Raw genomic sequence first — 25,399 nt, 5'->3', positions numbered from 1 at the left:
TACGCGGCAGCCGCCGGGTTTCCCCACGGGGTCAGACCCCGGTTTTTCAGTTAGGGGGTCTGACCCCGGTGTTACCGCCGGTTGCGAAACTTCAGGATCGTCCCCCCTCACCGGCGCGTTTTACGCCGCGCCAGGTCCTGGGTCGGCGCCACCAGCGCCCCGTACAAGGCCCCGGTCGGCCCGTCCCAGACATCCAGCGCCGCCTGCTGGCGCGCCACCGTATCCATGTCGCCGCGTGCAATCGGCCCGCTCAGCGCCGCCGCCGCGCCCAGGCGAAACACATTGGCCATGCTCTCCGACGCCAACGGCTGCGCCATGGCGCGCGCCACCGGTTCGGGCACACCAGCCGCCTGGTAGGCGCGCAGGGCGGCGTCGAGCACCGTCACCAGATAATTCGATGCAAACACCGAGGCCGCGTGGTACACCGTCTTGGCCGCGGCGTCGATGGCCACCGGCTGCGCGCCGATCGCCGCCAGCGCCGGCGTGAGCACGGCCAGCGCGCCGGCGTCGCCCTCGATCCCGCAAAACGTGCCGTCGAAGTGCCGCGCCACCAGCGCCGGATCGGCGAAGCTGCGGATCGGATGCACGGATGCCGCCAGCGCCCCGGCGTCGGTGGCCGCCGCCAGCTGCGCCGACGATATGGCGCCGCTGCAATGAAACACGATGGCGCCGGCCAGCGGCTGCCCGGCGGCCAGTTGCGCGCACACGGCGCCGATCTGGTCGTCGCCGACGGCCAGCATCCACACATCGGCCGGCCGCATCGACCCCAGGCCGGCCAGCGCGCGCCCGGCGCCGATAAAACCGACGGCGTCAAGCGCACTGGCGTGCGAGCGTGTCAGCACGTCCTGCACGGCGAAGCTGCCGCTCGCGCCGAACAGGCGCCCCAGCACCCTGCCCACATGGCCGGCACCGATGATGTTGAGCGTGCGCGTCACCTAGAAACCCGACCCTGGCTGCTTGAGGAAGTCGATTTCCTCGGGTGTGGAGGCGCGCCCCAAAATCGCATTGCGGTGCGGGAAGCGGCCGAAACGCGCGATCACGCCGCGATGGCGGTGCGCGTAATCGAGCGCGCCCTCGAACTGATTGCCGTACTGCGCCAGGCCGGTGAACAGCGCGACCGCGCGCTCCTGCATGCGCGCATCTTCGGCGTGCTCGAACGGCATGTAGACGAACCAGCGCTGCAAGGGCGTGAGCGTTTGATCGGCGCCGCTGTCGACCAGGCGCATGGCCGCCGCCAGCGCCAGCGCGTCGCCCGAAAACGAGGCCGGCTGGCCGCGCCAGGCGTTGCGCGTGAGCTGGTCGAGCAGCACGATGCGCGCCAGCGCGCCCTGCGCTCCTTCATCGTCCCAATCGCGCAGGCCGCCGGCGACCGCGTGTTCGAGCAGGGAGCCGAAGCGCTCGGCCACCTCGGCATCAAAAGCGTCGCTCTTGCGGAACCAGACGTCGCGCGCCTTGGCGTGGTCCGGATGGTGCGCCGGGAGGAACCAGAAATCGAGTATGTCTTGTGCCGTCATGACCGCTCCTTAATTGCGGGCGTGGGAGATTTGAAAACTGTCGATGCCGTCGAACTGCGCCAGTTCGGCCGCCAGGTCGGACAGCGGCGCGCCGCTTTTCTTGGACAGCGCCAGCGCCACGAAGCGCCATTCCTGCATGCTCCCCTCGCTGCCGATGGTGAGCGAACCGCCGGCGATCGCATAGCCGCGCGCGAGCGCGATGCGGCGCAGCGCATCCTCGCGCGGCACGAAGTCGTGCTTGAAGCGGATCATCACCGCCACCGCGTGGCGCGAGGGCAGCCAGGCTTCGACCTTGGAGAGATAGATCATGATCATCGCCGAAAAGAAGGCCAGCCCCATCGCCGCCAGGTAAAACCCGACGCCGACCAGGATGCCGATGACCGACGAGGTCCAGATCGAGGCGGCGGTCGTCAGGCCGCTGATGTTGAAGCCTTCGCGCATGATCACGCCGGCGCCCAGGAAGCCGATGCCGGTGACGATGCCCTGGATCACGCGCGTGGGATCGACCGCGGCCAGCAGCGAGGAGCCATGGCCGCCGAACCAGAAGCCGGGATAGCCGCCGACGATGGTCAGCGCGGCCGAGGCCATGCACACCAGGCCATAGGTGCGCATGCCGGCGGCGCGCCCGTGGTAAGAGCGTTCGTAGCCGACCAGCAGCCCGAGTAGCAGGGCCCCCAGCAGATTGAGCAGAATCAGGCCGTTGGTGGCGATTTCGGGTTGCGACCAATAGGCCGAAAGCAGATCCTTGGTGGGCATGCGGTTTCCTTGGTCGGATCTAGGATGCTGGCTTTTTTTTCACCAGCTGTTTTTCAAAAGCGACATCGAGCTTGCTGACCCTCCGCGCCACTTGCGGTCCGAGCTTGTTGACGAAGGCGACGAAGTCGTCGAGTTCGAGCGGGGCGCACAGGGGCGGCTCGCCCGGCGCTTCCGACAGGAAGAACAGGCCGTCGCCGGTGCGGGCCATCGAATAGCCGGCATTCCCGCTGCGTACCTTGAGACGGTCGACGGCGGCGCTGGCCCGGGTTGAACGTGCGGTCGACATCAGATCTCCTGTGTGCGTTGGTCAAGCCAGGCGGCGGCCGCGCCGCCCACATGCGGCGCCAGGCGCGCGCGCACGGTGGCATGGTAGTCGTTGATCCAGGCGATTTCGTCGGCGCGCAGCAGCGGCAGGTGCAGGCAGCGCGTGTCGATCGGGCACAGGGTCAAGGTTTCGAAGCGCAGCCAGTCGCCGAATTCGGTGGCATCAAGCGCCACGTTCAGCACCAGGTTCTCGATCCGGATACCCCAGCGGCCGGGCCGGTAGATGCCCGGTTCGACCGACGTGATCATGCCCTCTTCCATGGCGGTGTGCGGCTCCGGCATGGCGCTTGCGGAAATCGACTGCGGTCCCTCGTGCACATTGAGGAAGAAGCCGACGCCGTGGCCGGTGCCGTGGCCGTAATCGATGCCGGCCGCCCAGATCGGGGCGCGCGCCAGCGCATCGAGCATCGGCGAGCGGGTGCCGCGCGGGAAGCGCGCCGACGACAGCGCGATCACGCCCTTGAGCACCAGGGTGAAGTCGCTGCGCTGCGCTTCGCTGGTAACGCCCACCGGCACCACGCGCGTGATGTCGGTGGTGCCGCCCAGGTACTGCCCGCCGGAGTCGATCAGCAGCAGACCGTCGCCTTCGATGACGGCGTGCGCCGCCTCGCTGGCGCGGTAGTGGATAACGGCGCCGTTGGCGTTAAAGCCGGCGATGGTGCCGAAACTGGGGCTGACAAAATCGGGCCGACGCGCGCGCGCCGCCGTGATCTGGCGGTCGATGGCCACTTCGGTAAGCGGGGCGCGCGCCGGGTTGGCCAGTTCGGCTTCCAGCCAGGCGAAAAATTCGCACAGGGCCGCGCCATCCTGCTCCATGGTGGCGCGCACGTGGGCGGCGTCGGCAGCGGTTTTTCTGGATTTGGCGAAGGTGGTCGGGTTGACCGCTTCGATCACCCTCACACGAGGCGCGATCGTGTCGCGCATGCCGGCGGTGACGCGGCGCGGGTCGATCAGCAGCGAGGTATCGGCAGGCAGCGCGGCCAGCGCGCCGGCGGCGTCTTCATAGGGAGCAAGGGTGACGCCGTCAAGCAGCAGGCGGGCGCGCAGTGCGGCATCGACCTTGGCTTCGGCCACGAACAGGGTCGCGCTGTCAGGTGTCACCAGCGCATGCGCCAGGAACACCGGGTTGTAGTTCACATCCGCGCCGCGCAGGTTGAACAGCCAAGCGATGTCGTCGAGGGTGGAGATGAAGTGGCGCTCGGCGCCCAGTGTTGCCATGGCGGCGCGGGTAGCGGCCAGCTTGCCGGCGCGGCTGGTCGACGCGTACGGCGCGGCGTGCTCGAACAGCGGCACCAAGGGCAGCGCCGGGCGCTCGCGCCACACCGAATCGAGCAGGTCGATGTCGGTGCGAAGAATGATGCCGCGCGCTTTCAAGGCGTCCGCCAGCAGGCGCGCCGTGGACAGGCCGAGCACGCGCGCGTCCACCGCCACCGTCTGGCCCAGGGCCAGGTTGGCGGCCAGCCAGTCGATGTGCAGCAGGCTGGCGCCGGACGGGATTTTCATCAGTTGCACACTGCTGCCGGCCAGTTCGGTCTCGGCCTGGGTCCAGTAGCGGGCGTCGGTCCAGCAGCCGGCAAAGTCGCCGGTGGCGATGAAGGTGCCGACCGAGCCGGTGAAACCGGTCAGCCATTCGCGGCCCTGCCAGCGGCCGGGCAGGTATTCGGACAGGTGCGGGTCGGACGACGGGATGATGCAGGCGTCGACGTGCGCGCTGCGCATGGCGGCGCGCAGCTGCGCGAGGCGCTCATCGCGCGCGGTGGTAGTGGGCATGGGCAGCGTTGAATCGGGTGATGTCATTGTGGCTTATGATACCTCTATCGCGCCCTGCCGTGGCGCCGGGCGTGTGCATGTGTGCGTCCGCGCTTCATGCCTGGAAGTGGCGCAGCCCTTCCAGGTCGAGCACCCGGATGCCGCCGTAATCGAGCCTTACCAGCCCTTCCTTCTCCAGCAGTTGCAAGGCCTGGTTGGCGCGCTGGCGCGAGGCGCCCGACAGGTAGCCGATTTCTTCCTGCGAAATCTGCACCAGCTTTTCCAGTCCCGGGTACAGGTGCGAATTGAACATGGCGGCCAGGCAGCGCGCCACGCGGGTATCGATATCGAGCATGCGGTCGTTTTCGACCTGGCCGATGAACTGGCCCAGGCGTTCGTTCAGCTGCATCAGCAGGAAGCGCGTGAACGGCAGGCTCACTTCCAGCAGCCACTCGAACGTTTCGCGCGGCATGCGCGCCACGCGCGTATCGCGCAGCGCCATCACATCGTATTTGCGGGTCTGGTCCTTGAGCAGCGAGCCTTCGCCGAACCAGCCGCCGGTGGGCACGCCGGCGAAGGTGACGTTTTTACCGGACGGCGAAAAATTGTTGATCTTGACCAGGCCCTCGATAATGCCGACCCAGTTGTCCAGCGCCTCACCCTTGCGGCATACGAAGCCGCCCTTGGGCACGAACTGCTCGAAGCAGTCGGCTTCGACCCGGATCATCTCGGCGCTGGTGAGGGTGCGGGCCCATATGGTCGAGCGCAGGTGATCTATTAATGTCTGTGTCTGGTTTGTCATTGTGCGCCGCAACATCGAAAATCGCGAATTAGGGCGGCAATTGTCATCCAAAAGACAACCTGCTCGCCCAACGCGAGCTAATATCATCACACAAAAAGCGCGCCACCCCCGCATTTGCACTCGCGGGAGGGGGCCGGACAAACAAAAGGGGACGCTGGTGACGATATCCGATGGCTCGCAATTGCAGACTTTCCCGCGGCGGCTGCTGGCGCACGCCCAGACTCGCCCGCAGCGCCCCGCCTTCCGCGAAAAGCACCTGGGCATCTGGCAGACCTGGAATTGGCTGGAGGTGAATGCCGAGGTGCGCGCCCTGGCCTGCGGCCTGGCCTCGCTCGGTTTCACGCGCGGGATGAACCTGGCCATCATCGGCGACAACCGCCCGCGCCTGTACTGGGCCATGCTCGCCGCGCAGTGCCTGGGCGGGGTGCCGGTACCGCTCTACCAGGACGCACCGGCGGCCGACATGGCCTACGTATTGAACGACGCCGGGATCGGCTTTGCCATCGTCGAAGACCAGGAGCAGGTCGACAAGCTGCTCGAACTGCAAGCACTGTGCCCGCAGGTGCGCCACATCGTCTTCGACGACGAACGCGGCATGCGCCACTATAAGCAGGCCGCCCTGACCTCGTTGACGGCCTTGCAGGCACTGGGCCGCGCATGGGACCAGGCGCACCCCGGAGCGTTCGAGGCGGCGGTTGCCGCCGGCAGCGGCAGCGATATTGCGATCATCCTGTACACCTCCGGCACCACCGGCAAACCGAAGGGCGTATGCCAGTCGCATGCCGCGCTGTTGGCGGCCGGCGTGGGCGGGGTTGGCTTCGACAAGCTGACCGACCGCGAAGACATCCTGTCCTACCTGCCCATGGCGTGGGTGGGCGACTGCCTGTTCTCGCTGGCGCAGGCGATGGTGGCCGGCTTCACGGTCAACTGCCCGGAGTCGGGCGACACGGTGCTGACCGATCTGCGCGAAATCGGCCCGACCTATTACTTTGCGCCGCCACGCGTGTTCGAGAACATGCTCACCACCGTGATGATCCGGATGGAAGACGCGGGCTCGATCAAGCGCAGGATGTTCCACCACTTCATGGACGTGGCCAAACGCTGCGGCGCCGATATCCTGGACGGCAAGCCGGTGCCGGCGTTCGACCGCGCGGCGTATGCGCTCGGCCACCTGCTGGTCTATGGCCCGCTGAAAAACGTGCTCGGACTGTCGCGCGTGCGCGTGGCCTACACCGCCGGCGCGGCGATCGGGCCGGACCTGTTCCGCTTCTACCGCTCGATCGGGGTCAATCTGAAGCAGCTGTACGGCTCCACCGAAACCTGCGCCTACGTGTGCCTGCAACCGGACGGGAACATCAAGTTCGACAGCGTCGGCCTGCCGGCGCCCGGCGTCGAGGTAAGGATTGCCGCCAGCGGCGAGGTGCTGGTCAAGTCGGCAGCGACCATGGCGGGCTACTTCAAGCGCGACGATGCGACCGCCGAGGTGATCGACGCCGACGGCTACTTCCACACGGGCGACGCCGGCATGTTCGATAGCGAAGGCCACCTGAAGATCATCGACCGCGCGGCCGATGTGGGCAAGATGACCTGCGGCGCGATCTTCGCGCCCAACTACATCGAGAACAAACTGAAGTTTTTCCCGTTTATCAAGGAAGCGGTCGCCTTTGGCGATACGCGCAGCCAGGTGTGCGCCTTCATCAATATCGACATGGAAGCGGTCGGCAACTGGGCCGAGCGGCGCAACATCGCCTACGCCGGCTACACCGACCTGGCCGCGCACTGCACCACCTACGACCTGATACGCGACTGCGTGGAAAAGGTCAATGCCGACCTGGCCGGCGAAGCGCTGATGGGCGCGACCCAGATCCACCGCTTCCTGATCCTGCACAAGGAGCTCGATCCGGACGACGATGAGTTGACGCGCACGCGCAAAGTGCGGCGCAAATTCATCGCCGACAAATACGCGGTGCTGATCGACGCGCTGTACACCGACAAAGCCAGTCAGTTCATCAGTACCCAGGTCAAGTTTGAAGATGGCCGGGTGGGATTGGTCAGCGCCGATTTGCGCATCTGCGGGGCTACCACCTATCCCGTCATGGAGAAGGCTGCGTGAGGAGCGCGTTGCGATGAACATGAATGAACTCAAGGAACCAACGGACAATGAACCAGGGACGAAGGGATCGACGCGCAAGATCGGGCCGGTGATCCTTGACCTGAACAACATCTCGCTGTCGTTCGGCGGGGTCAAGGCGCTGACCGATATCTCGTTCAACGTCAGGCAGCACGAAATCCGCGCGATCATCGGGCCCAATGGTGCCGGAAAAAGTTCGATGCTCAACGTGATCAACGGCGTGTACCGCCCGCAGCAGGGCGAGATCGTGCTGCGCGGGGAGCACCGCAAGAACATGGATTGCTACAGCGCGGCCAAGGCGGGCATTGCGCGCACCTTCCAGAACATCGCGCTGTTCAAGGGGATGACGGTACTGGACAACATCATGACGGGCCGGAACCTGAAGATGAAGTCGAATTTCCTGATGCAGGCCCTGTACTGGGGGCCGGCGCGGCGCGAGGAAATGGCGCACCGCGAAAAGGCGGAAGAGATCATCGATTTCCTGGAGATCCAGGCGATCCGCAAGACGCCGGTGGGGCGGCTGCCGTACGGGCTGCAAAAGCGGGTGGAGCTGGGCCGCGCGCTGGCGGCGGAACCCGATATTCTGCTGCTCGATGAACCGATGGCGGGGATGAACGTGGAGGAGAAGCAGGACATGTGCCGCTTCATCCTGGACGTGAACGACCAGTTCGGGACCACTATCGTGCTGATCGAGCATGACATGGGCGTGGTGATGGATATTTCGGACCGCGTGGTGGTGCTCGATTACGGCAAGAAGATCGGGGATGGGACGCCGGATGAGGTGCGCGGTAATCAGGATGTGATTAATGCGTATTTGGGGGTGGCGCATTGAGGCCGCGCGAAGCACTACAGCGCTCGCCATCCTACACCGTCGTTCCCGCGCAGGCGGGAACCCAAGTTCGTGGCGCAGCCAACGGCAGATCGAGGAACTTGGGTTCCCGCCTGCGCGGGAACGACGGCTTTAAGGTCAATGGCCAAGCGGGCCTGTACGGGAACGACGGAGTCAGTGTTAAGGGTACACCATGAATTTTTTCTTTGAAGTCCTGATCGGCGGCCTGCTCTCCGGCGTCATGTACGCGCTGGTCGCCATCGGTTTCGTCCTGATCTACAAAGCCTCGGGCGTGTTCAACTTCGCCCAGGGCGCGATGGTGTTCTTCGCAGCCCTCACCTGCGTCGGCATCATCGACAAATTCGGCGTCTCGATCTGGCTCGCCATCCCGCTCACCATCGTGGTGATGATCGCGCTCGGCCTGGCCATCGAACGGATCGTCCTGCGCCCGCTGGTCAACCAGCCCGAAATCACCCTCTTCATGGCCACCATCGGCCTGGCCTTCTTCATCGAAGGCCTGGCCCAGCTGCTGTGGGGATCGCAGGTGCACAAACTGGACCTGCCGATCGAGGACGTGCCGATTCCCTTCCTGCTCGATCACTACAACATCATCGTCTCCCAGTTCGACGTGACCGCCGCCGCCATCTGCGCGGTGCTGGTCACCGCGCTCGCGCTGCTGTTCTCGAAAACCAAAGTGGGCCGCGCCCTGCGCGCCGTCGCCGACGACCATCAGGCCGCACTCGCCGTCGGCATCCCGCTGCAGCAGATCTGGGCCGTGGTGTGGGCCGTGGCCGGACTGGTGGCGCTGGTGGCGGGCCTATTATGGGGCGCGCGCAACGGCGTGCAGTTCGCGCTGACCTTCATTGCCCTGAAGGCCCTGCCGGTGCTGATCCTGGGCGGCTTTACCTCGGTTCCCGGCGCCATCGTCGGTGGCCTGATCATCGGCGCCTCCGAAAAACTGGCCGAGGTCTACATCGGCCCGATGGTCGGCGGCGGCATCGAAGGCTGGTTCCCGTACGTGCTGGCCCTGCTGTTCCTGCTGGTGCGGCCGGAAGGCCTGTTCGGCGAAAAAATCATCCGGAGAATCTGATATGTTTTACCGCGAAGCCGGACAATTCAAGACCACCTACCAGTCGGACGGCCAGATCTTCCCGATCCGCCAGGACCGCATCGCGCTGGCCGGCCTGCTGGTGCTGGCGCTGGCCGTCGTGCCGCTGTTCGCCTCGCCCTACATGCTGTCGGCGATCCTGATTCCCTTCCTGATTTTTTCGCTGGCCGCGCTGGGCCTGAACATCCTCACCGGCTATTGCGGCCAGCTCTCGCTCGGCACCGCCGCCTTCATGGCGGTGGGCGCGTTCGCCTCGTTTAACTTCATCGCGCGCCTGCCCGGCGTTCCGATGCTGCTCGCCTTCGTGCTGGGCGGCCTGTGCGCGGCCATGGTGGGCATCGCCTTCGGCCTGCCGTCGCTGCGCATCCGCGGCTTTTACCTGGCCGCGTCGACCCTGGCCACCCAGTTCTTCGTGGTCTGGTGCCTGACCAAGATCCCCTACCTGACCAATTACAGCAGCTCGGGCGTGATCACGGCGCAGAAGATCGTCATCTTCGGCTACCAGTTCGATACGCCGGCCAGCAAGTACGTGCTGGTGCTGGCGATCGTGGCGCTCATGGCGCTGCTGGCCAAGAACATGATCCGCTCGAACGTGGGCCGCTCGTGGATGGCGGTGCGCGACATGGACGTGGCGGCCGAAGTGATCGGCTTTCGCCCGATGCGCACCAAGCTGCTGGCGTTCGCGGTCAGCTCGTTCTACTGCGGCGTGGCCGGCGCGCTGTACGCCTACGCCTATCTGGGCACGGTCGAACCGGAGGCGTACAACCTCGATCTGTCGTTCCGCATCCTGTTCATGATCATCATCGGCGGGGTCGGCTCGGTGCTCGGTTCCTTTCTTGGCGCGGCCTTCATCGTGCTGCTGCCGGTTTTCCTGAATATCCTGGCGCACGGCCTGTCGCTGCCAACCTCGGTGGCGTCGAACCTGGAGTTGATGGTGTTCGGCGCCTTGATTATCTTTTTTCTGATCGTGGAGCCGCATGGCCTTGCGCGCCTGTGGCAAGTAGGTAAAGAAAAACTGCGGCTTTGGCCGTTCCCGCACTAACGCATTCTTCCGGAGACCACAATGAATCACGTAAAACATAAGATGAAGAGCCTTGCATTCAAGAACCTGCTGCTGTGCGCCACCCTGATCGGCGCATTCAACCAGGTGCAGGCGGCCGACCAATTCATCGCGCTGCCGTCCTATCGCGTCGGGCCGTACGCGGCCGGCGGTTCGGGCTTTTACGGCGGTGCGATCGATTACTTCAACCTGGTCAACGCCAATGGCGGTGTCAATGGCGTCAAGATCCTGTGGGAAGAATGCGAGACCGAATACAACCCGTCGCGCGGCATCGAGTGCTACGAACGGCTGAAAACCAAGAACGGCGGCGCCAGCATGGTCGAACCGCTGTCGACCGGCATCGCCTACGGCGTGCTCGATAGGCTGGTGCAGGACAAGATTCCGATGACCACCCTCGGCTACGGGCGCTCGGACGCGGCCAACGGCAAGGTGTTCCCGTACGTGTTCCCGCTCATTACCAGTTACTGGAACCAGGCCGCGGCGATGATCAAGTACCTGGCCGACAAGGATGGCGGCTACGACAAGCTGAAAGGCAAAAAGATCGTCCACCTGTACCACGACTCGGCCTTCGGCAAGGAACCGCTGCCGGTACTGGAAGCGCAGGCCAAGCAGTACGGCTTCGAGTTGATCAAGATCGCGGTGGCGCCGCCGGGCAGCGAGCAGCAGTCGCAGTGGCTGCAAATCCGCCAGGCCAAGCCGGACCACGTGATCCTGTGGGGCTGGGGCGTGATGAATTCGGTCGCGATCAAGACCGCGCAGCGCAACGGCTTCCCGCGCGAGAAAATGCTGGGCGTGTGGTGGGCCGGTTCGGAGGAAGACATGATCCCGTCGGGCGATGCGGCCAAGGGCTACACCTCGATGACCTTCAACACGCCGGGTAACTATCCGCTGATCGACGAGATCCGCAAGAAGGTCTACGCGCCCGGCAAGGGCAACCTGGCAGACCAGTCGCGTATCGGTTCGGTGTACCACATGCGCGGCCTGACCGCCGGCATCCTGTGGGTCGAGGCGATCCGCGTGGCGCAGGACAAATTCGGCAAGGGCAAGACCATGACCGGCGAGCAGATTCGCTGGGGCCTGGAAAACCTGAACGTGGACGAAGCGCGCCAGAAAGCGCTGGGTGCCTTCGGCATGTTCCCGACCGTGAAAACCAGCTGCGACGACCACGAAGGCTCGGGCGCGGTCAAAGTCCAGCAGTGGGATGGCAAGAAGTGGATCGCCATCACGCCGAACTGGGTGGTGGGCGACAAGGCCCTCACGCGCAAGCTGGTCGAGGAATCGTCGAGCGCCTACGCGGCCGAGAAGAAGATCACGCCCACCTGCCTGAAATAAGCGCAGGAAGTTCCCTTGCCCTCGCGCCAGAACAGCGGCGCGAGGGATTTTTACACCGCGCGAAGAGCCTATGACCACCATCACTGCCAGCCAGCCTTACCTGTCGGTCAATAACATCGAAGTCATTTACGACCATGTGATCCTGGTGTTGAAGGGCGTTTCGCTGCAGGTCCCGAAAGGCAAGATCGTGGCCCTGCTGGGCGCCAACGGCGCCGGCAAATCGACCACCCTGAAAACCATCTCGACCCTGCTGCGTGGCGAACGTGGCGACGTGACCAAGGGCGAGGTGCAGTTCAAGGGCGAACGGGTGGATCATCTGACCCCGAATGAGCTGGTCAAGCGCGGCCTGTCGCAGGTGATGGAGGGGCGCCACTGTTTCGGCCACCTGACCATCGAAGAAAACCTGCTGACCGGCGCCTACACGCGCAACATCTCGCGCGCGGAGTTAAAGACCGCGCTGGAAGCGGTGTACCAGTATTTTCCGCGCCTGAAAGAGCGGCGCGCCAGCCAGGCTGGTTACACCTCCGGCGGCGAGCAGCAGATGTGCGCGATCGGACGCGCGCTGATGGCCAAGCCATCGATGATTTTGCTCGACGAACCGTCGATGGGCATCGCGCCGCAGATCGTCGAAGAGATCTTCGGCATCGTCAAGGACCTGAACCAGAAGGAAGGCGTGTCGTTCCTGCTGGCCGAACAGAACACCACGGTGGCGTTGCGCTACGCCGACTTCGGCTACATCCTCGAAAACGGGCGTGTAGTGATGGAAGGCGAGGCCAGCGAACTGGCCAGCAATGAAGACGTCAAGGAGTTCTACCTCGGCGTGGCTGGCGCTGAGCGCAAGAGTTTTCGGGACATGAAATTTTACCGCCGCCGCAAACGCTGGCTGGCTTGAAGGATCACCATGGATTTTGAAGCCGCAAAAGCCCTCTGCCGCACCTTCCCCGGCGCGACCGAAGACCGCAAGTGGGAAACGCGGGCGGTGTTTTCGGTAGGCGAAAAGATGTTTGCGATGTCGGACCACGCCGTGCCGGCCAAGGGCATCTGCTTCAAGGTGGACGACGAGCGCTTCCTGGAGCTGACCGACCGCCCCGGCATCATTCCCGCGCCTTACCTGGCGCGGGCGAAGTGGGTGTACGTGGAGAACGCGAAGGCGCTCAGCGACGCGGAAGCGGCGGCGCTGCTGCGGCGCGCCTATGAACTGATTTTCGCGAAACTGACCCGCAAGCTGCAACGCCAGATCGGAGAACAAGCATGAAGTTGGACACGCCCGACACCGTCGACACGCTCGACGCGCTGGAGACGCGCGACCCGCGGGAGCGCGAACGCGACCTGATGGCGCGCCTGCCGCAACTGATCGAGCGCGCCCGCGGGGCGCCGGGCTGGGCGCGCATCCTGGCGGGTGTGGACGGCGCGGCCATCAACAACCGTGCCGCGCTGGCATCGCTGCCGATCACGCGCAAGGCCGATCTGAAAGCGCTGCAGAAGGCGTCGATGCCGTTCGGCGGGCTGGCGGTGACGCCGGTGGGCTCCCTGTCGCGGGTGTATGTGTCGCCGGGGCCGATCTTCGACCCGGAAGGTCGCGGCCAGGACTGGTGGCGCTTTGCGCGGCCGATGTACGCGGCCGGCGTGCGCCCGGGCGGGCTGCTTCAGAACTGTTTTTCGTACCATTTCACGCCGGCCGCCTTCATGGTGGAAGGTGGCGCGGCGCGCATCGGCTGCGCGGTGATTCCCGCCGGCGCAGGCCAGACCGAGATGCAGGTGCGCGCGATCGCCGACCTGCGTCCGGATACGTACGTGGGCACGCCATCGTTCCTGCGCATCATCATTGAAAAAGCGCGCGAGATGGGGGCCGATATCAGCAGCATGCAGCGCGCGCTGATGGGCGCGGAGGCGCTGCCGGAATCCTTGCGCACGTGGTTTCGCGAGAATGGGGTGCCGCATGTGTTCCAGACGTATGCGTCGGCCGATATCGGCAGCATGGCGTACGAAACGGCGACCGGCGGCGTGCTCAATCCGGGCATGGTGCTCGACGAGGATGTGGTGCTCGAAATCGTGCGGCCCGGCAGCGGCGAGCCGGTGGCGCCGGGCGATATCGGCGAAATCGTGGTGACCCTGTTTAACGCGGACTATCCGCTGATCCGGTTCGCGACGGGGGATATGTCGGCGCTGCTGGTGGACGCGGAGCCGTCGCGCTGCGGGCGCACCAACAGCCGGATTCGCGGCTGGCTGGGACGGGCCGACCAGACCACCAAGGTGCGGGCGATGTTCGTGCATCCTTCGCAGGTGACCAATATCGTGCGGCGCCATCCGGGCATCCTGAAGGCGCGGATGGTGGTGACCGGCAGGATGGCCAATGATGTGATGACCTTGCACTGCGAGGTGGCGAGCGCGCCGGACGCGCAGCAGGCGGCGGCGATTGTGGAGTCGATTCGCGAGGTGACCAAGCTGCGGGGAGAGGTGCGGTTCGAGTCGCCGGGGACATTGGCCGATGATGGGAAGGTGATCGAGGATTTGCGGGATTACAGCTGAATGGTCCACTGTCGTTCCTGGCACTGCCAGAAACGACTTCCCGCGCAGGGCTAGGCGCCCCCACGGCAATTCTGTCGAGCCGCCTTTAGCTGCGGTACGAACTTGGGTTCCCGCCTTCGCGGGAACGACGAGTGCGGCGGCGGCGGGAACGACGGATAGTCGGCGCGGCGGCGGCGATATTGCAGCGGCGGTCAACACATCCTGTCGCACAAATCCAACGATCCTCATTGTGCAGTGCACTTTGCAGGATAATTGCCTGGTGTCCTTTATGAGCTAATCACCATGCAAGAATTCCACGCTGAACGTGCCCGCGCCCTTCTCGACAAGGCGGAGGAAATCTTCGACGCCGCCGCCGTACAGGCCGCCGTGCGCCAGGTTGCCGACAAGCTCAACACCCGCTTCGACCGGCCCGACAACGACGCCTTCCCCCTCGTGCTCGGTGTGATGGGCGGCGCGGTGGTGTTCACCGGCTGCCTGCTCCCGCAACTGCGCTTCCCCCTCGAATTCGACTACATCCACGTCAGCCGCTACGGCGACGACGACCAGGGCGGCAATGTCGTGTGGAAAGTCATCCCGCGCCCCAGCGTGGCCGGACGCATCATCATCGTGCTCGACGATATCCTTGACGAGGGCGAAACCCTGGCCCATGTCAAGCAGCGCCTGCTCGACATGGGCGCGGCCGAAGTCATCATCGCGGTGTTCGCCGACAAGGCCATCAAACGCAGCAAACCCGTCAAGGCCGATATCGTCGGCCTGTCCATTCCCGACAAGTTCGTGGTCGGTTTTGGCATGGATGTGTATGGCTACTGGCGCAACTTGCCTGGCCTGTGGGCAATTCGCGCGGAAGACCTCAAGCCGCGCTGATTTCCCACGAAATCGTGACGCGCACCCAAAACGCGCCGCCCAAGCTGGCGGCGCCGTTAATACCAATCCAAACGGGTACTAAATCGGTACTATCTAGTACGTGGTCATTTTGATATCTCTCTGATATCCTGCCTTTCTTCGTCTCCACATTTGACTAGTCCCTTTCCGTATATGCACGCTCGCTAAAGGCATACCTTGCCCGGATGAGAGTTTCTTTCGCCAATCTAACTGGTATTTCATTTTCGTCAACCAATTAAAACCACTTGACTACCAATTCTCCGGGGCTCACTCTGGCTCACCGTTTTTCCGATTGATCGGCGCAGGTCCGATTGCAGAGGATCGTAAAACGGACACCAATCGACCAAGGAGACAACATGGAATACACAACAAAAAGCGGCCTGCTGATCGCCCTCATGGGCGGCATGCTCGCCGCGTGCGGCGGTAGCGGCGGCGAAAAATCCGACATTCACGGCAGCATGACCAAAACGGCAGCGGCTGTCGTGACTTGCCCCACCTGGAACTCGGCCACGATTTATACCGTCGGCAATTGCGTGACTTACCAGAGCAAAATCTATAAAGCCAAATGGTGGACCCAGAACAATGTCCCCGGTACCGAAGAGTGGGGACCATGGCAACTGACGACGGACACGCCAACGCCTACCCCAACTCCGACGCCGACTCCAACGCCGACTCCGACTCCGACTCCGACTCCAACGCCGACGCCTACCCCGACACCAACGCCAACCCCGGTCGGCGGACGTGAAATCGGCTCCTACTTCGCGCAGTGGGGCGTGTACGGCCGCGGCTACGAAGTGGCCGACATCCATACCACCAAAACACCAGTGAACGGCGTGCCGACCAGCGTGGCCGACCAGCTCACCTTCGTCAACTACGCCTTCGGCAATGTGTACGCCAAAAACGGCGGCTACGAATGCGACATGGTGACCAAGGCCGAAACCGGCAACACCACGCCGCCGCCAGCCGACGCCGGCACCGGCGGCGACGCCTACGCCGATTACCAGCGTTCCCCCGTGCGCACCGTCGACGGCAAGGTCATCCCATGGGATGCCAAGCTGACCGGCAACTTCGCCCAGCTCAAACTGCTGAAAGCGGCTCACCCGAACCTGAAAGTCTTCATTTCGCTGGGCGGCTGGAGCTGGTCGCGCTTCTTCTCGGCGGCGGCCAAGACCGATGCCCTGCGCAAGCAGCTGGCCAAGTCGTGCGTCAAGCAATTCATCGCGGGCGACTTGCCGGTGCAGGATGGACGCGGCGGTCCGGGCGCGGCCAAGGGCGTGTTCGACGGTATCGATATCGACTGGGAATACCCGGGCGGTGGCGGTCAGCCGTACAACACGGTCGACACCGTCAACGACAAGCACAACTACACCTTGCTGATGGCCGAGTTCCGGGCCCAGCTCGATGCACAGGGCAAGCTCGACGGCAAACGCTATCCACTGACGGCCGCCATCGGCGCCGGCGGCGAGAAGATTGCCCAGACTGAACCTGCGCTGTATAGTCAGTACATGGACTGGGTCAACGTGATGACGTATGACTTCCACGGCGGATGGGAAAACACCACCAACTTCCACGCGCCGTTGTACCGTGATCCCGCCGACCCGGCGACCGGCAACCTGGTCAAGTACAACACCGACGACGCGATCAAGACCCTGGTCGCAGCCGGCATGCCGAAAAACAAAATCCTGCTGGGCGTGCCGTTCTACGGCCGTGGCTGGAAAGGCGTGAGCCCCGGCCCGCGCGGCGACGGTTTGTACCAGGCAGCAAGCGGCGCGGCAGCCGGCCAGTACGAAGCCGGCATCGACGACTACAAGGTTCTCATGAACAAGTCCGGCACCCGCTGGACCCATCCTGTGACCAAGCAGTTGTACCTGCTGACGACCAACAGCGAATGGTGGAGCTATGACGATCCGGCCACCATTGGCGTGAAGATGCAGTACATGCGTGATCAGGGCTTGCGTGGCGCGTTCTCATGGGAACTCGACGGCGACGCCAACGGTGCCCTGACCAGCGCAGTATGGAAGGGCCGCTAAGCGGCTAAGCGGAGGTGCCGGCGGCCTGTCACCAGGCGGCTGGCATCTCCATGCCCGCAACCTCCTGGAGAAACCTCTTGAAAATTCAATCGAACGTGCAACCGACCCTGCAGGTCAACGACGACTGGCGCCGCTGGATCGGCGAAAACCTGATGCTCGGTACCTCGCCCGAGGCGATTGCCGCCATCCTGGTCAAATCGAACGTGGCCCCGGCGCATGCCCGGACCGAAATCGACGCGGCGCTGCGCAGCCCGTATCTGCAAGCTGCGCGCAGGCTGGCCAACCGGGTCAACAAGCGCGACTGGGTGCTGAACATCCAGTCGCAATTGAACCGGCTGTACGACGAGGGGATTGAACGACGCGAGCGGCTCTCCGGCGAGGACTTCCTGCAAGAGTATTACCGCACCAACCGGCCGGTGATCATCACCGGCATGCTGGAGCATTTCCCGGCACGCCAGACATGGAATCTCGACTATTTTGCGCAGCGCTTCGGCGACCGCGTGGTCGAGGTGCAGTTCGGACGCGAAGCCGATCCGCAATATGAGCTCAACAGCATTGCCCACAAGCGCAAGATGCCTTTCGGCGAGTACGTGGAGATGGTCCGCAACAGCGGGCGCACCAATGATTTTTACATGACCGCCAACAACGATTCGCTGAACCGCGAAGCGTTGAAGGAATTGTTCGACGACGTAGGCACCTTGCCCGAGTACCTGACCGACGATCCGGCGCGGCGCGGCTTTTTCTGGTTCGGCCCGGCTGGCACGGTCACCCCGTTCCACCACGACCTGACCAATAACTTCATGGCCCAGATCATCGGGCGCAAGAAGATCAAGCTGATGGCGCCGTGCGACACGCCAAGAGTCTACAACCACCGGCACTGCTTCACCGAGGTGGACGCCCGCAACATCGACCTGGCGCGTTTTCCCGCCATGGCCGAGGTGCAGGTGCTCGAATGCGTGCTGGAACCGGGCGAGATCCTGTTCCTGCCGGTCGGCTGGTGGCACTACGTGGAAGGGCTCGATATTTCGGTGACCTTGTCGGCGACCAATTTCCGATGGCCGAACGACTTCTACAGTAACTATCCCCCCAATCACGATTTCTGAGGGGGGCCACAATGAATAACGGAGATAAGAAGAATGACGATCAATCGTTTGATGGGCGCCCTTCTGGGCAGCGCCCTGGTAGCCTGCGGAGGCGGCAGCACGCCTGACACAACATCCGGCCAAGGCGGAGAATCGAAGCGCCAGCTGGCGCAAGTGGTGGTGTGCAGCGCATGGTCCCCCACCCAGGTGTACACGGTTGGCGCCTGCGTCAGCTACCTGGGTAAAACCTACACCGCGAAGTGGTGGACACAGAACAACGTGCCCGGCACCGAGGAATGGGGACCGTGGGCGCTGTCGACGACACCAACGCCTACCCCGACGCCAACACCGACCCCGACCCCGACTCCGACGCCAACGCCGACTCCGACTCCGACTCCGACTCCGACTCCGACGCCGACTCCGACTCCGACTCCGACGCCGACTCCGACTCCGACCCCGACGCCGACTCCGACTCCGACGCCAACACCAACGCCGACACCAACGGTCGCCTGCCGCCCTGACGGCCTGACCTCCAAGGTTCCCAACGTGCCGTATTGCGGCGTGTACGACACAAATGGCCGCGAAGTCCTCGCGCACGGGCTGAACCGTCGCATCGTCGGCTACTTCACCAGTTGGCGCACCGGTGTGGATGGCACGCCTTCCTACCTCGTCAATAACATCCCGTGGGACAAGATCACCCACGTGAACTACGCCTTCGCCGCAGTCGACCCCGCCACGTCCAAGCTGCTGATCGGCAGCGGCCCGGCCAATCCGGACACCGGCCTGAGCTGGCCCAACAATCCGGCTGCCGCGATGGACCCGAGCCTGCCGTACAAGGGCCACTTCAACTTGCTGGCGCAATACAAGCGCAAGCATCCGGACGTGAAGATCATGCTGTCGGTGGGCGGCTGGGCGGGCAGTGGCGGCTTCTACACGGCCACCACCAACGCCGACGGCTCGCTCAACAGCGCCGGCATCGACACCCTGGCCGACTCGATGGTGGCCTTCCTGCGCCAGTACCGCTTCTTCGACGGCATCGACATCGACTACGAGCACCCGACCACCAACAACGAGGCCGGCAATCCGCTCGATTTCAACATGTCGAAACCGCGCCTGGCCGGGCTGATGAAGAGCTACAACGTGCTGCTGGAAAGGGTACGCACCAAGCTCGACACGGCAGCGGTGGCCGACAAGAAATACTACATGCTGACCATCGCCGGTTCGGCCTCGGCCTGGATCTTGCGCGGCGAAGAAAACCTGTCGGGCCTGAAATATCTCGACTACGCCAGCCTGATGAGCTACGACTTGCACGGCGGCTGGAACCAGTACGTCGGTCCCAACGCGGCCCTGTTCGATGACGGCAACGATGCCGAACTGCGCGCCGGCAACGCCTACCAGTTCGCCAACATCGGCTACCTGAACGTTGACTGGTCGTACCGCTACTACCGCGGCGCGCTGCAAGCCGGGCGCATCAACCTTGGTGTGCCGTACTACACGCGCGGCTGGAAGAACGTCACGGGCGGCACCAACGGCCTGTGGGGCACCACTGGACTGATCAGCTCGACCGTGACCTGCGCCGGCGTCAAAACCTGCGGCGAGGGCGCGGTCGGCATCGACAACCTGTGGCACGACCTCGACAGCACTGGCCAGGCCATTCCCGGCGGCGGCAATCCCCTGTGGCATGCGCTGAACCTGGAAAAAGCCATCCTGCCGGACTACCTGGACGCCTACAAGGTGACCGACAAGACCTTGCGCGGCACCTACCAGCCGAACTACAGCGCGACCATGGCGGCGCCGTGGCTGTGGAACCCGACCACCAAAGTGTTCCTCTCGACCGAGACGGCGCAATCGATGGATGCCAAGGCGCGCTACATCGTCGACAACAACGTCGGCGGCATCATGATCTGGGAGATGGCGGGCGACTACGCCTGGGATGCCAGCAAGAACGGCGGCAAGGGCCAGTACGTCATGGGCAATACCCTCACCACCAACACCTTCAACACCTTCAAGACGGCGGGGCCGTACGGCAACAAGCGTGCCGAGACGGCCGTGCCTGCCAGCAGCGCGAAGGTCAGCATTGAAGTGGGTGGCTGGAAAATGGGCGACAGCAACTATCCGATCAATCCGGTGATGACGGTGACCAACAAGTCGGCCACCACCATTCCGGGCGGGAGCGTGGTCGAGTTCTCGTATCCGGTGGCGGCGCCAGCCAACATGAGCGACCAGTCGGGGTATGGGCTGAAAGTGATTGCGGCCGGGTATAACGGGCCGAACAACATCGGCGGCTTCAAGGCGACGTTCAACCGCGCGCAGTTCACGATTCCAACTTGGCAAGCCCTGGCGCCGGGCGCATCGGTGTCGCTGACCTTGAACTACCAACTGCCGATTTCCGGGCCATCGGCCTACGTGATCACGGTCGGCGGCAAGCGCTATGCGCTGGCGGACGAGTATCCGGAACTGCCGGTCGCACTGCCGTAAGTAGCTGATTTTTCAAACGAAAGGACCCGGGAACGCCTGTGCGCGTTACCGGGTTTTTTCTGCCTGATATCCATTTTCCTGGAGTATGAATATGAAACAACAATTATCGATGCTGGCAGCAGGACTGCTGGCTGGTGTGCTCGCCGGCTGCGGCGGCAGCAGCGGCGGCGGTGAATCCACGGGCTCACAGAGCGCGAAGAGTTCGCTGGCCAAGGCCAATGCGAGCGCGACGTGCCCGCCATGGAGCCCGAGCGCGGTGTTCACCGTGGGAATGTGCGCGAGTTATCAGGGCAAGGTGTACAAGGCCAAGTGGTGGACGCAAGGTAATGTGCCGGGAACGGAGCAGTGGGGGCCGTGGGAGTTGAGTACGGTGACGCCGACGCCTACTCCGACTCCGACTCCGACTCCGACTCCGACTCCGACTCCGACTCCGACTCCTACGCCAACTCCTACACCGACTCCTACGCCCACTCCCACGCCAACGCCTCCTCCGGGCGGCGTTCCGACCAAGGCGCAGGCCGAGGCACGCGAAGCGCAACTGACCGACAATGCCTTCTTCCGCAAGGTCAAAGCGTCGATCCGTACGCTGGACAATGTGGCTGTCGAGCAGGTCGTGCCGGGACGCAGCGATAATCCGATCAACGTGAAGCGGGTCGAGCGGTTGCTGCCGGCGACCCAATGGGATCATTTCTTCGCGGTGCGCGAACCGAGCTATACCTACCAACGTTTTCTGCAGGCGGTGGCCAAGTTTCCAGCCATCTGCGACAACTACAGCGACGGGCGCGATGCCGACGGCATCTGCCGGCATTCCTTGGCAACCATGTTCGCGCACTTTGCGCAGGAAACCGGCGAGCACAACGCGAGCAATCCGATTCCCGAATGGCGCCAGGGCTTGAAATATCTGCGCGAACTGGGCTGCGACGAAACCGGCGCCGGCTGCGGCTACAATGCCGAGTGCGCCGATCCCGTGTTCAACGGGGTCTGGACGTGCGGGAAAAATGCGGACGGCAGCTTCAAGAAGTATTTCGGACGCGGCGCCAAGCAGCTCTCGTACAACTACAACTACGGGCCGTTCTCGCAGATCATGTTCAAGGGCGACCAGTCGGTGCTGCTGCGCGAGCCGGACCGGGTGGCGTCGACGTGGCTGAACCTGGCGTCGGCAACATTCTTCTTCGCGTATCCGCAGCCGCCCAAGCCATCGATGCTGCACGTGATCGACGGCACCTGGGTACCGAACGCGGCCGACCGTGCGGCGGGGGCTGGCAACAACTTTGCCACGACGATCATGATCATCAATGCCGAGTGCGGCCAGGGGACGGAAAAGGCGGCGGCGCAGAACCGCATCAACTACTACAAGCAGTTCGCGGGCGAGTTGGGCTGGAATGTGGGTACGGAGCAGTTATCGTGCGCCACGATGCAGCGCTTCGGAGCGTCGAGTTCGGCGTCGTACAGCATTTACTGGGAGAAGAATTGGAATGAAGGCGGGCAGAACCAGTGCCAGCTGGTCAGCTACCAGACGCCGTACAGCGCGCTGATTGCGGATAATTACGTGAAGTGTGTGCAGGATAACTGGAAGGTTAAACTTCAGTAAACTCGTCGTTCCCGCGCAGGCGGGAACCCAAGTTCCTTGCTCAGCTAACGGCTACAGCACCAACTTGGGTTCCCGCCTGCGCGGGAACGACGCGGCGGTTACAGTGCCAAACGCGCGCGCGCGGCGTCGTATTCCTGCTTCAACCGCGCCACCATCTCGGCCACCGTCGGCACGTCATTCATCATCCCCACGCCCTGCCCCGCGCCCCAGATGTCGCGCCAGGCCTTGGCGCTGCCCGAACCGAAACTCATCTTCGATTTGTCCGATTCCGGCAAGGCATCCGGATCGAGTCCGGCATTGATAATCGATTTTTTCAGGTAGTTGCCGTGCACGCCGGTAAACAGGTTGGTGTAGACAATGTCCGCCGCCGCCGAGTCCACGATCGCGTCGCGGTACTCATCCGTCACATTCGATTCCTTGGTCGCCAGCCAGCGCGAGCCGATATACGCGAAATCCGCGCCCATCGCCTGCGCCGCCAGGATCGCGTCGCCGGTGGCGATCGATCCCGACAAAGCCACCGGACCGTTGAAAAATTTACGCACTTCGCCCACCAGCGCGAACGGCGACAGCGGCCCGGCATGCCCGCCAGCGCCAGCAGCCACCAGAATCAGGCCGTCGACACCGGCTTCCAGCGCCTTTTCGGCATGGCGGATCGACACCACATCGTGCAGCACGATGCCGCCGTAGCTGTGGATGGCGTCCAGCATCTCCTTCGGCGGCGCGCGCAAGGAGGAGATGATGATGGGCACCTGATGCTTGACGCACATCGCCACGTCGTGTTCCAGACGGTCGTTGGACTGGTGCACGATCTGGTTGACCGCGATCGGCCCGACCCTGGCACCCGGATTGGCGGCTTGGTAATCGGACAATTCTTTCTTGAGGTCGGTCAGCCAGGTATCGAGCAGCTCGGCGGGACGGGCGTTGAGCGCCGGGAAGGAACCGACGATCCCCGCCTTGCACTGCGCCGCCACCAGCGCGGGCCCGCTGGCGATGAACATCGGCGATCCAATGACGGGAAGGGTGAGGTTTTGCAGCGCGGCGGGCAATGCCATGTCGGTCTCGCAATCGAAAAAAGTGGATGGAAGCAATTTCCAACCATTATAGTGTGAAAAAAGAACGATCGTGCTTGAAAATCGGCGGAGGCGTGTTTACAAGTCGCTGTTGACCAGATCCTCGCCATCGCGCTTGGCGGCGCCCGCCCGCACCAGCGATTGCACGGCCCAGTCGGCCATCTGGGCGGATGTCTCGAAACGCTGCAGGGCCCGCCCGCGCACCTTGTCGAGCACGGGAATGCTGGCGAACATGTCCGCCACCTGAGCCAAGCGAATGCGCTGGCGTTCGAGCAGCAGAAACTTGAGGATCACCTTGACCGCGTTTTCGGCATTGCGCAGCGGATCGGCTTCAAGGAAATCCATGCGGGTGAAGGCGCGTTTCAGCGCCGGCTGGACGTCGGTGAACATGGCGCCATGGCCGGGAATGACGAGGCGGGCGTCGAGGCTGTCGATCAGGTCGAGCGTGGCGCGCGCTTCGAGGAAGCCCGATTCGCCGTCGAGCTCGGGAAAAATCACGCCGAAACCGTTGCGCCACAGGGCGTCGGCCGAAATGACGATGCCTTCGCTCGGGCAAAAGAAGATCAGCGAATGCGGATGGTGGCCGGGTGCACCCAAGGCTTGCCACAGCTGGCCGCCCAGTTCCAGCTCGTCGCCGGGCGCGACGGTGAAATCGGCGCCAAACGGCTCGCACTGCTGGCCGGTGGCCTTGAAGCTGAGCGCATCCTCGTCCCAGGCTGCAACACTGGCGGCCTCGGCCACGGGAATGCCGATGCGGCAGCCGTAGCGCGCCTTCAGCGCCGCGTTGCCGCCGCAGTGGTCCGAATGCAGGTGGGTATTGATGATACGCGCCAGGGGCCGTTCACCTAGCGCGTGGCCGACCAGCGCCAAGGTCTGCGGGACATGGGTTTTGTAGCCGCTGTCGATCAGGGTGGTGTCGCCGGGGCCGGTGAACAGCACATTGTTGGACGACAGCCAGCCGCGCTCGAACACCTGCATCGATGCCGGCAAGCGCGCCGGATCGGAATTTAACACTGCACTCATAGGGGAACTCATTTTTTCATCTGAAACGCGAGCGAGATCTTGGCGAACTCGATCAGGACGGCTTGCGAGCCGCCATTGAAGGTCATAAAGGAATTGCCAGTGCGAACAACCATGCGTGGCGGGAACAGCCAGGAGACGTAGGGAATGCCGATCATCTTGGCGCCGCGCACCTCGCGCCATTCGACCTGCTTGTCGTACAGCCAGGTCTGGCGGATGCCGGTAGTGTCGACGGTGGTGGTGGCGCGCAGGAACCAGTAATAACTCACTCCCAGCATCACGCCGGCGCCGAGCAGCAGCGCCTTGACGCCGAGGCCGAACGACATCAGCGGAAAGCGCCATGCCACGCTGGCGCCGTACAGCAGCAGCACCACGGTGACGACGGTGGCGAAGACCTTGAAGCCGGTCCCGTAGGACGGGCCGGTGACCGCTTGCTGCGGCTGGTAAAAGTTCATTTAGTCAAAGTCCAGTTCGGCTTCGCGGCGGCGGATCTCGGCCCAGACCGCGCGTTTGTACTCATCCGAGGCATTGCCCCAGGCGACGATTTCATCGAGGGTGCGCAGGCAGCCGCGGCACAGGCCCTTACCGGATGCGGTATCGGGCGCCATTTCGCACAGGCTGATGCAGGGAGACGGCACCGGCGTCTGCAGTTCGGGATTCATGCCAGCTCCGCGCCGGCAGCGGCCTTGGCGGCGACCCTGGCGTTGAAGCGGGCCGGGTCGATCACGTGGCGTTCGTGGGTGCCTTCGCAGATGCGGTCGACGCCATCCCAGGCCTCGACCCGGAACAGCACGCGCCGGCCCGCCACTTCGAGCACTTCCCCCTTGACCGTCAGGGTCATGCCGGGCGGGGTCGGCGCGAAATGGGAAAAATGCACCATGGTGCCCACGCTTTGCTCACGCGGCCAGTCCATGAACGGCATGATGCCGTGCAGGCAGGCCAGTTCCATCATGCCGACCATGTAGCCGGTGGCGAGCACGTCGGGCATGTCGCGGCAGAAATCGGTATCGTGGTACAGCTGCGGCACGGTGGCGCGCGCCGGGACGGTGTAGCTCCACTCAAAGCGGAAGCCGGCTTGCAGATCGGGACTCATGCTCGGATTATGCCTTCTT

General features: G+C 63.9%; 24 protein-coding genes. 13 read left to right on the top strand and 11 right to left on the bottom strand.

Features of this window, described 5'->3' with window-relative positions:
* Positions 1-107: 107 nt before the first annotated feature.
* The 6 genes from IV454_RS08485 to IV454_RS08460 form a co-directional block, all read right to left on the bottom strand.
* Positions 108-935, bottom strand: a complete 828-nt coding sequence (locus tag IV454_RS08485; protein ID WP_206091128.1) for a Rossmann-like and DUF2520 domain-containing protein — start codon at positions 933-935, stop codon at positions 108-110.
* On the bottom strand, positions 936-1,514 hold the full coding sequence (locus IV454_RS08480) for a DUF924 family protein (protein ID WP_206091126.1): 579 nt from the start codon (positions 1,512-1,514) through the stop codon (positions 936-938).
* A gap of 9 nt (positions 1,515-1,523) precedes the next feature.
* Complete coding sequence (locus IV454_RS08475; protein WP_206091124.1) at positions 1,524-2,270, bottom strand: MgtC/SapB family protein; 747 nt, start codon at positions 2,268-2,270, stop codon at positions 1,524-1,526.
* 19 nt (positions 2,271-2,289) lie between these two features.
* On the bottom strand, positions 2,290-2,556 hold the full coding sequence (locus IV454_RS08470) for a hypothetical protein (RefSeq protein ID WP_054265526.1): 267 nt from the start codon (positions 2,554-2,556) through the stop codon (positions 2,290-2,292).
* Positions 2,556-4,364 carry an aminopeptidase P family protein gene (locus IV454_RS08465; RefSeq protein ID WP_229522140.1) on the bottom strand — a complete coding sequence of 603 codons (1,809 nt, stop codon included), beginning with the start codon at positions 4,362-4,364 and terminating at the stop codon, positions 2,556-2,558. Before IV454_RS08465 ends, IV454_RS08470 begins: the two co-directional genes overlap by 1 nt.
* A 94-nt stretch (positions 4,365-4,458) precedes the next feature.
* A complete protein-coding gene (locus IV454_RS08460) occupies positions 4,459-5,145 on the bottom strand; it encodes a Crp/Fnr family transcriptional regulator (RefSeq protein WP_054265524.1) in 687 nt (228 codons plus the stop codon).
* Positions 5,146-5,299: 154 nt separating this feature from the next.
* On the opposite strand from IV454_RS08460, the gene IV454_RS08455 reads away from it, so the two are divergent.
* The 13 genes from IV454_RS08455 (at position 5,300) to IV454_RS08395 (ending at position 22,197) form a co-directional block, all read left to right on the top strand.
* Positions 5,300-7,258 (top strand): AMP-dependent synthetase/ligase, encoded by a 1,959-nt coding sequence (locus IV454_RS08455; protein WP_370663785.1) that lies wholly within the window; start codon positions 5,300-5,302, stop codon positions 7,256-7,258.
* A gap of 19 nt (positions 7,259-7,277) precedes the next feature.
* Positions 7,278-8,108, top strand: a complete 831-nt coding sequence (locus IV454_RS08450) for an ABC transporter ATP-binding protein (RefSeq protein ID WP_206092603.1) — start codon at positions 7,278-7,280, stop codon at positions 8,106-8,108.
* Positions 8,109-8,298: 190 nt separating this feature from the next.
* Positions 8,299-9,195, top strand: coding sequence for a branched-chain amino acid ABC transporter permease (locus IV454_RS08445; RefSeq protein ID WP_054265522.1), 897 nt, complete (start codon positions 8,299-8,301; stop codon positions 9,193-9,195).
* A 1-nt stretch (position 9,196) separates the two neighbouring features.
* Complete coding sequence (locus IV454_RS08440) at positions 9,197-10,255, top strand: branched-chain amino acid ABC transporter permease (protein WP_206091117.1); 1,059 nt, start codon at positions 9,197-9,199, stop codon at positions 10,253-10,255.
* A 21-nt stretch (positions 10,256-10,276) separates the two neighbouring features.
* Positions 10,277-11,605: an ABC transporter substrate-binding protein gene (locus IV454_RS08435; RefSeq protein ID WP_229522137.1), complete on the top strand. Its 1,329-nt coding sequence runs from the start codon at positions 10,277-10,279 to the stop codon at positions 11,603-11,605.
* Positions 11,606-11,675: 70 nt separating this feature from the next.
* Positions 11,676-12,497: an ABC transporter ATP-binding protein gene (locus IV454_RS08430; protein ID WP_206091115.1), complete on the top strand. Its 822-nt coding sequence runs from the start codon at positions 11,676-11,678 to the stop codon at positions 12,495-12,497.
* A 9-nt stretch (positions 12,498-12,506) separates the two neighbouring features.
* Complete coding sequence (locus IV454_RS08425; RefSeq protein WP_206091112.1) at positions 12,507-12,860, top strand: MmcQ/YjbR family DNA-binding protein; 354 nt, start codon at positions 12,507-12,509, stop codon at positions 12,858-12,860.
* Positions 12,857-14,134, top strand: a complete 1,278-nt coding sequence (locus tag IV454_RS08420; RefSeq protein ID WP_206091109.1) for a phenylacetate--CoA ligase family protein — start codon at positions 12,857-12,859, stop codon at positions 14,132-14,134. The genes IV454_RS08425 and IV454_RS08420 overlap by 4 nt, the downstream gene beginning before the upstream one ends.
* Positions 14,135-14,416: 282 nt before the next feature.
* Entirely contained in the window at positions 14,417-14,998 is a 582-nt protein-coding gene (locus tag IV454_RS08415) for a hypoxanthine-guanine phosphoribosyltransferase (RefSeq protein WP_206091105.1), read from the top strand.
* Positions 14,999-15,372: 374 nt separating this feature from the next.
* The gene (locus tag IV454_RS08410; RefSeq protein ID WP_206091103.1) at positions 15,373-17,046 is read left to right on the top strand and encodes a glycosyl hydrolase family 18 protein; all 1,674 of its coding nucleotides are present in this window, start codon (positions 15,373-15,375) and stop codon (positions 17,044-17,046) included.
* 77 nt (positions 17,047-17,123) lie between these two features.
* Positions 17,124-18,149, top strand: a complete 1,026-nt coding sequence (locus IV454_RS08405) for a cupin-like domain-containing protein (protein WP_229522136.1) — start codon at positions 17,124-17,126, stop codon at positions 18,147-18,149.
* Between the two features lie 33 nt (positions 18,150-18,182).
* Complete coding sequence (locus IV454_RS08400) at positions 18,183-20,606, top strand: chitinase C-terminal domain-containing protein (RefSeq protein ID WP_282961413.1); 2,424 nt, start codon at positions 18,183-18,185, stop codon at positions 20,604-20,606.
* Positions 20,607-20,697: 91 nt separating this feature from the next.
* Positions 20,698-22,197, top strand: a complete 1,500-nt coding sequence (locus IV454_RS08395) for a glycoside hydrolase family 19 protein (RefSeq protein WP_206091100.1) — start codon at positions 20,698-20,700, stop codon at positions 22,195-22,197.
* A 98-nt stretch (positions 22,198-22,295) separates the two neighbouring features.
* Here the strand turns inward: IV454_RS08395 and IV454_RS08390 are convergent, their stop codons facing one another.
* From IV454_RS08390 to IV454_RS08370, 5 genes are all read right to left on the bottom strand, one after another.
* Positions 22,296-23,249 (bottom strand): NAD(P)H-dependent flavin oxidoreductase, encoded by a 954-nt coding sequence (locus IV454_RS08390; protein ID WP_054265511.1) that lies wholly within the window; start codon positions 23,247-23,249, stop codon positions 22,296-22,298.
* Positions 23,250-23,345: 96 nt separating this feature from the next.
* Positions 23,346-24,290 (bottom strand): MBL fold metallo-hydrolase, encoded by a 945-nt coding sequence (locus tag IV454_RS08385; protein ID WP_229522134.1) that lies wholly within the window; start codon positions 24,288-24,290, stop codon positions 23,346-23,348.
* A gap of 8 nt (positions 24,291-24,298) precedes the next feature.
* Entirely contained in the window at positions 24,299-24,742 is a 444-nt protein-coding gene (locus IV454_RS08380) for a hypothetical protein (protein ID WP_206091099.1), read from the bottom strand.
* Positions 24,743-24,949, bottom strand: a complete 207-nt coding sequence (locus IV454_RS08375) for a DUF1289 domain-containing protein (protein WP_206091098.1) — start codon at positions 24,947-24,949, stop codon at positions 24,743-24,745.
* Entirely contained in the window at positions 24,946-25,380 is a 435-nt protein-coding gene (locus tag IV454_RS08370; protein ID WP_206091097.1) for a thioesterase family protein, read from the bottom strand. The genes IV454_RS08375 and IV454_RS08370 overlap by 4 nt, the downstream gene beginning before the upstream one ends.
* Positions 25,381-25,399 lie beyond the last annotated feature (19 nt).

The organism is Massilia antarctica, from assembly GCF_015689335.1.
Lineage (GTDB): Bacteria > Pseudomonadota > Gammaproteobacteria > Burkholderiales > Burkholderiaceae_D > Telluria_A > Telluria_A antarctica.
Note: the sequence above shows the minus strand (reverse complement) of the source record. Positions and strands in the feature narration are given on the sequence as shown.

Bases quoted from the DNA above. Each gene is read 5' to 3' on its own strand.
- IV454_RS08435 (WP_229522137.1), top strand. From the start codon at position 10,277: ATGAATCACGTAAAACATAAGATGAAGAGCCTTGCATTCAAGAACCTG.
- IV454_RS08445 (WP_054265522.1), top strand. From the start codon at position 8,299: ATGAATTTTTTCTTTGAAGTCCTGATCGGCGGCCTGCTCTCCGGCGTC.
- IV454_RS08400 (WP_282961413.1), top strand. From the start codon at position 18,183: ATGACGATCAATCGTTTGATGGGCGCCCTTCTGGGCAGCGCCCTGGTA.
- IV454_RS08380 (WP_206091099.1), bottom strand. From the start codon at position 24,742: ATGAACTTTTACCAGCCGCAGCAAGCGGTCACCGGCCCGTCCTACGGG.
- IV454_RS08375 (WP_206091098.1), bottom strand. From the start codon at position 24,949: ATGAATCCCGAACTGCAGACGCCGGTGCCGTCTCCCTGCATCAGCCTG.
- IV454_RS08410 (WP_206091103.1), top strand. From the start codon at position 15,373: ATGGAATACACAACAAAAAGCGGCCTGCTGATCGCCCTCATGGGCGGC.
- IV454_RS08480 (WP_206091126.1), bottom strand. From the start codon at position 1,514: ATGACGGCACAAGACATACTCGATTTCTGGTTCCTCCCGGCGCACCAT.
- IV454_RS08450 (WP_206092603.1), top strand. From the start codon at position 7,278: ATGAATGAACTCAAGGAACCAACGGACAATGAACCAGGGACGAAGGGA.
- IV454_RS08395 (WP_206091100.1), top strand. From the start codon at position 20,698: ATGAAACAACAATTATCGATGCTGGCAGCAGGACTGCTGGCTGGTGTG.
- IV454_RS08475 (WP_206091124.1), bottom strand. From the start codon at position 2,270: ATGCCCACCAAGGATCTGCTTTCGGCCTATTGGTCGCAACCCGAAATC.
- IV454_RS08385 (WP_229522134.1), bottom strand. From the start codon at position 24,290: ATGAGTGCAGTGTTAAATTCCGATCCGGCGCGCTTGCCGGCATCGATG.
- IV454_RS08370 (WP_206091097.1), bottom strand. From the start codon at position 25,380: ATGAGTCCCGATCTGCAAGCCGGCTTCCGCTTTGAGTGGAGCTACACC.
- IV454_RS08430 (WP_206091115.1), top strand. From the start codon at position 11,676: ATGACCACCATCACTGCCAGCCAGCCTTACCTGTCGGTCAATAACATC.
- IV454_RS08420 (WP_206091109.1), top strand. From the start codon at position 12,857: ATGAAGTTGGACACGCCCGACACCGTCGACACGCTCGACGCGCTGGAG.
- IV454_RS08460 (WP_054265524.1), bottom strand. From the start codon at position 5,145: ATGACAAACCAGACACAGACATTAATAGATCACCTGCGCTCGACCATA.
- IV454_RS08415 (WP_206091105.1), top strand. From the start codon at position 14,417: ATGCAAGAATTCCACGCTGAACGTGCCCGCGCCCTTCTCGACAAGGCG.
- IV454_RS08440 (WP_206091117.1), top strand. From the start codon at position 9,197: ATGTTTTACCGCGAAGCCGGACAATTCAAGACCACCTACCAGTCGGAC.
- IV454_RS08390 (WP_054265511.1), bottom strand. From the start codon at position 23,249: ATGGCATTGCCCGCCGCGCTGCAAAACCTCACCCTTCCCGTCATTGGA.
- IV454_RS08425 (WP_206091112.1), top strand. From the start codon at position 12,507: ATGGATTTTGAAGCCGCAAAAGCCCTCTGCCGCACCTTCCCCGGCGCG.
- IV454_RS08465 (WP_229522140.1), bottom strand. From the start codon at position 4,364: ATGCCCACTACCACCGCGCGCGATGAGCGCCTCGCGCAGCTGCGCGCC.
- IV454_RS08470 (WP_054265526.1), bottom strand. From the start codon at position 2,556: ATGTCGACCGCACGTTCAACCCGGGCCAGCGCCGCCGTCGACCGTCTC.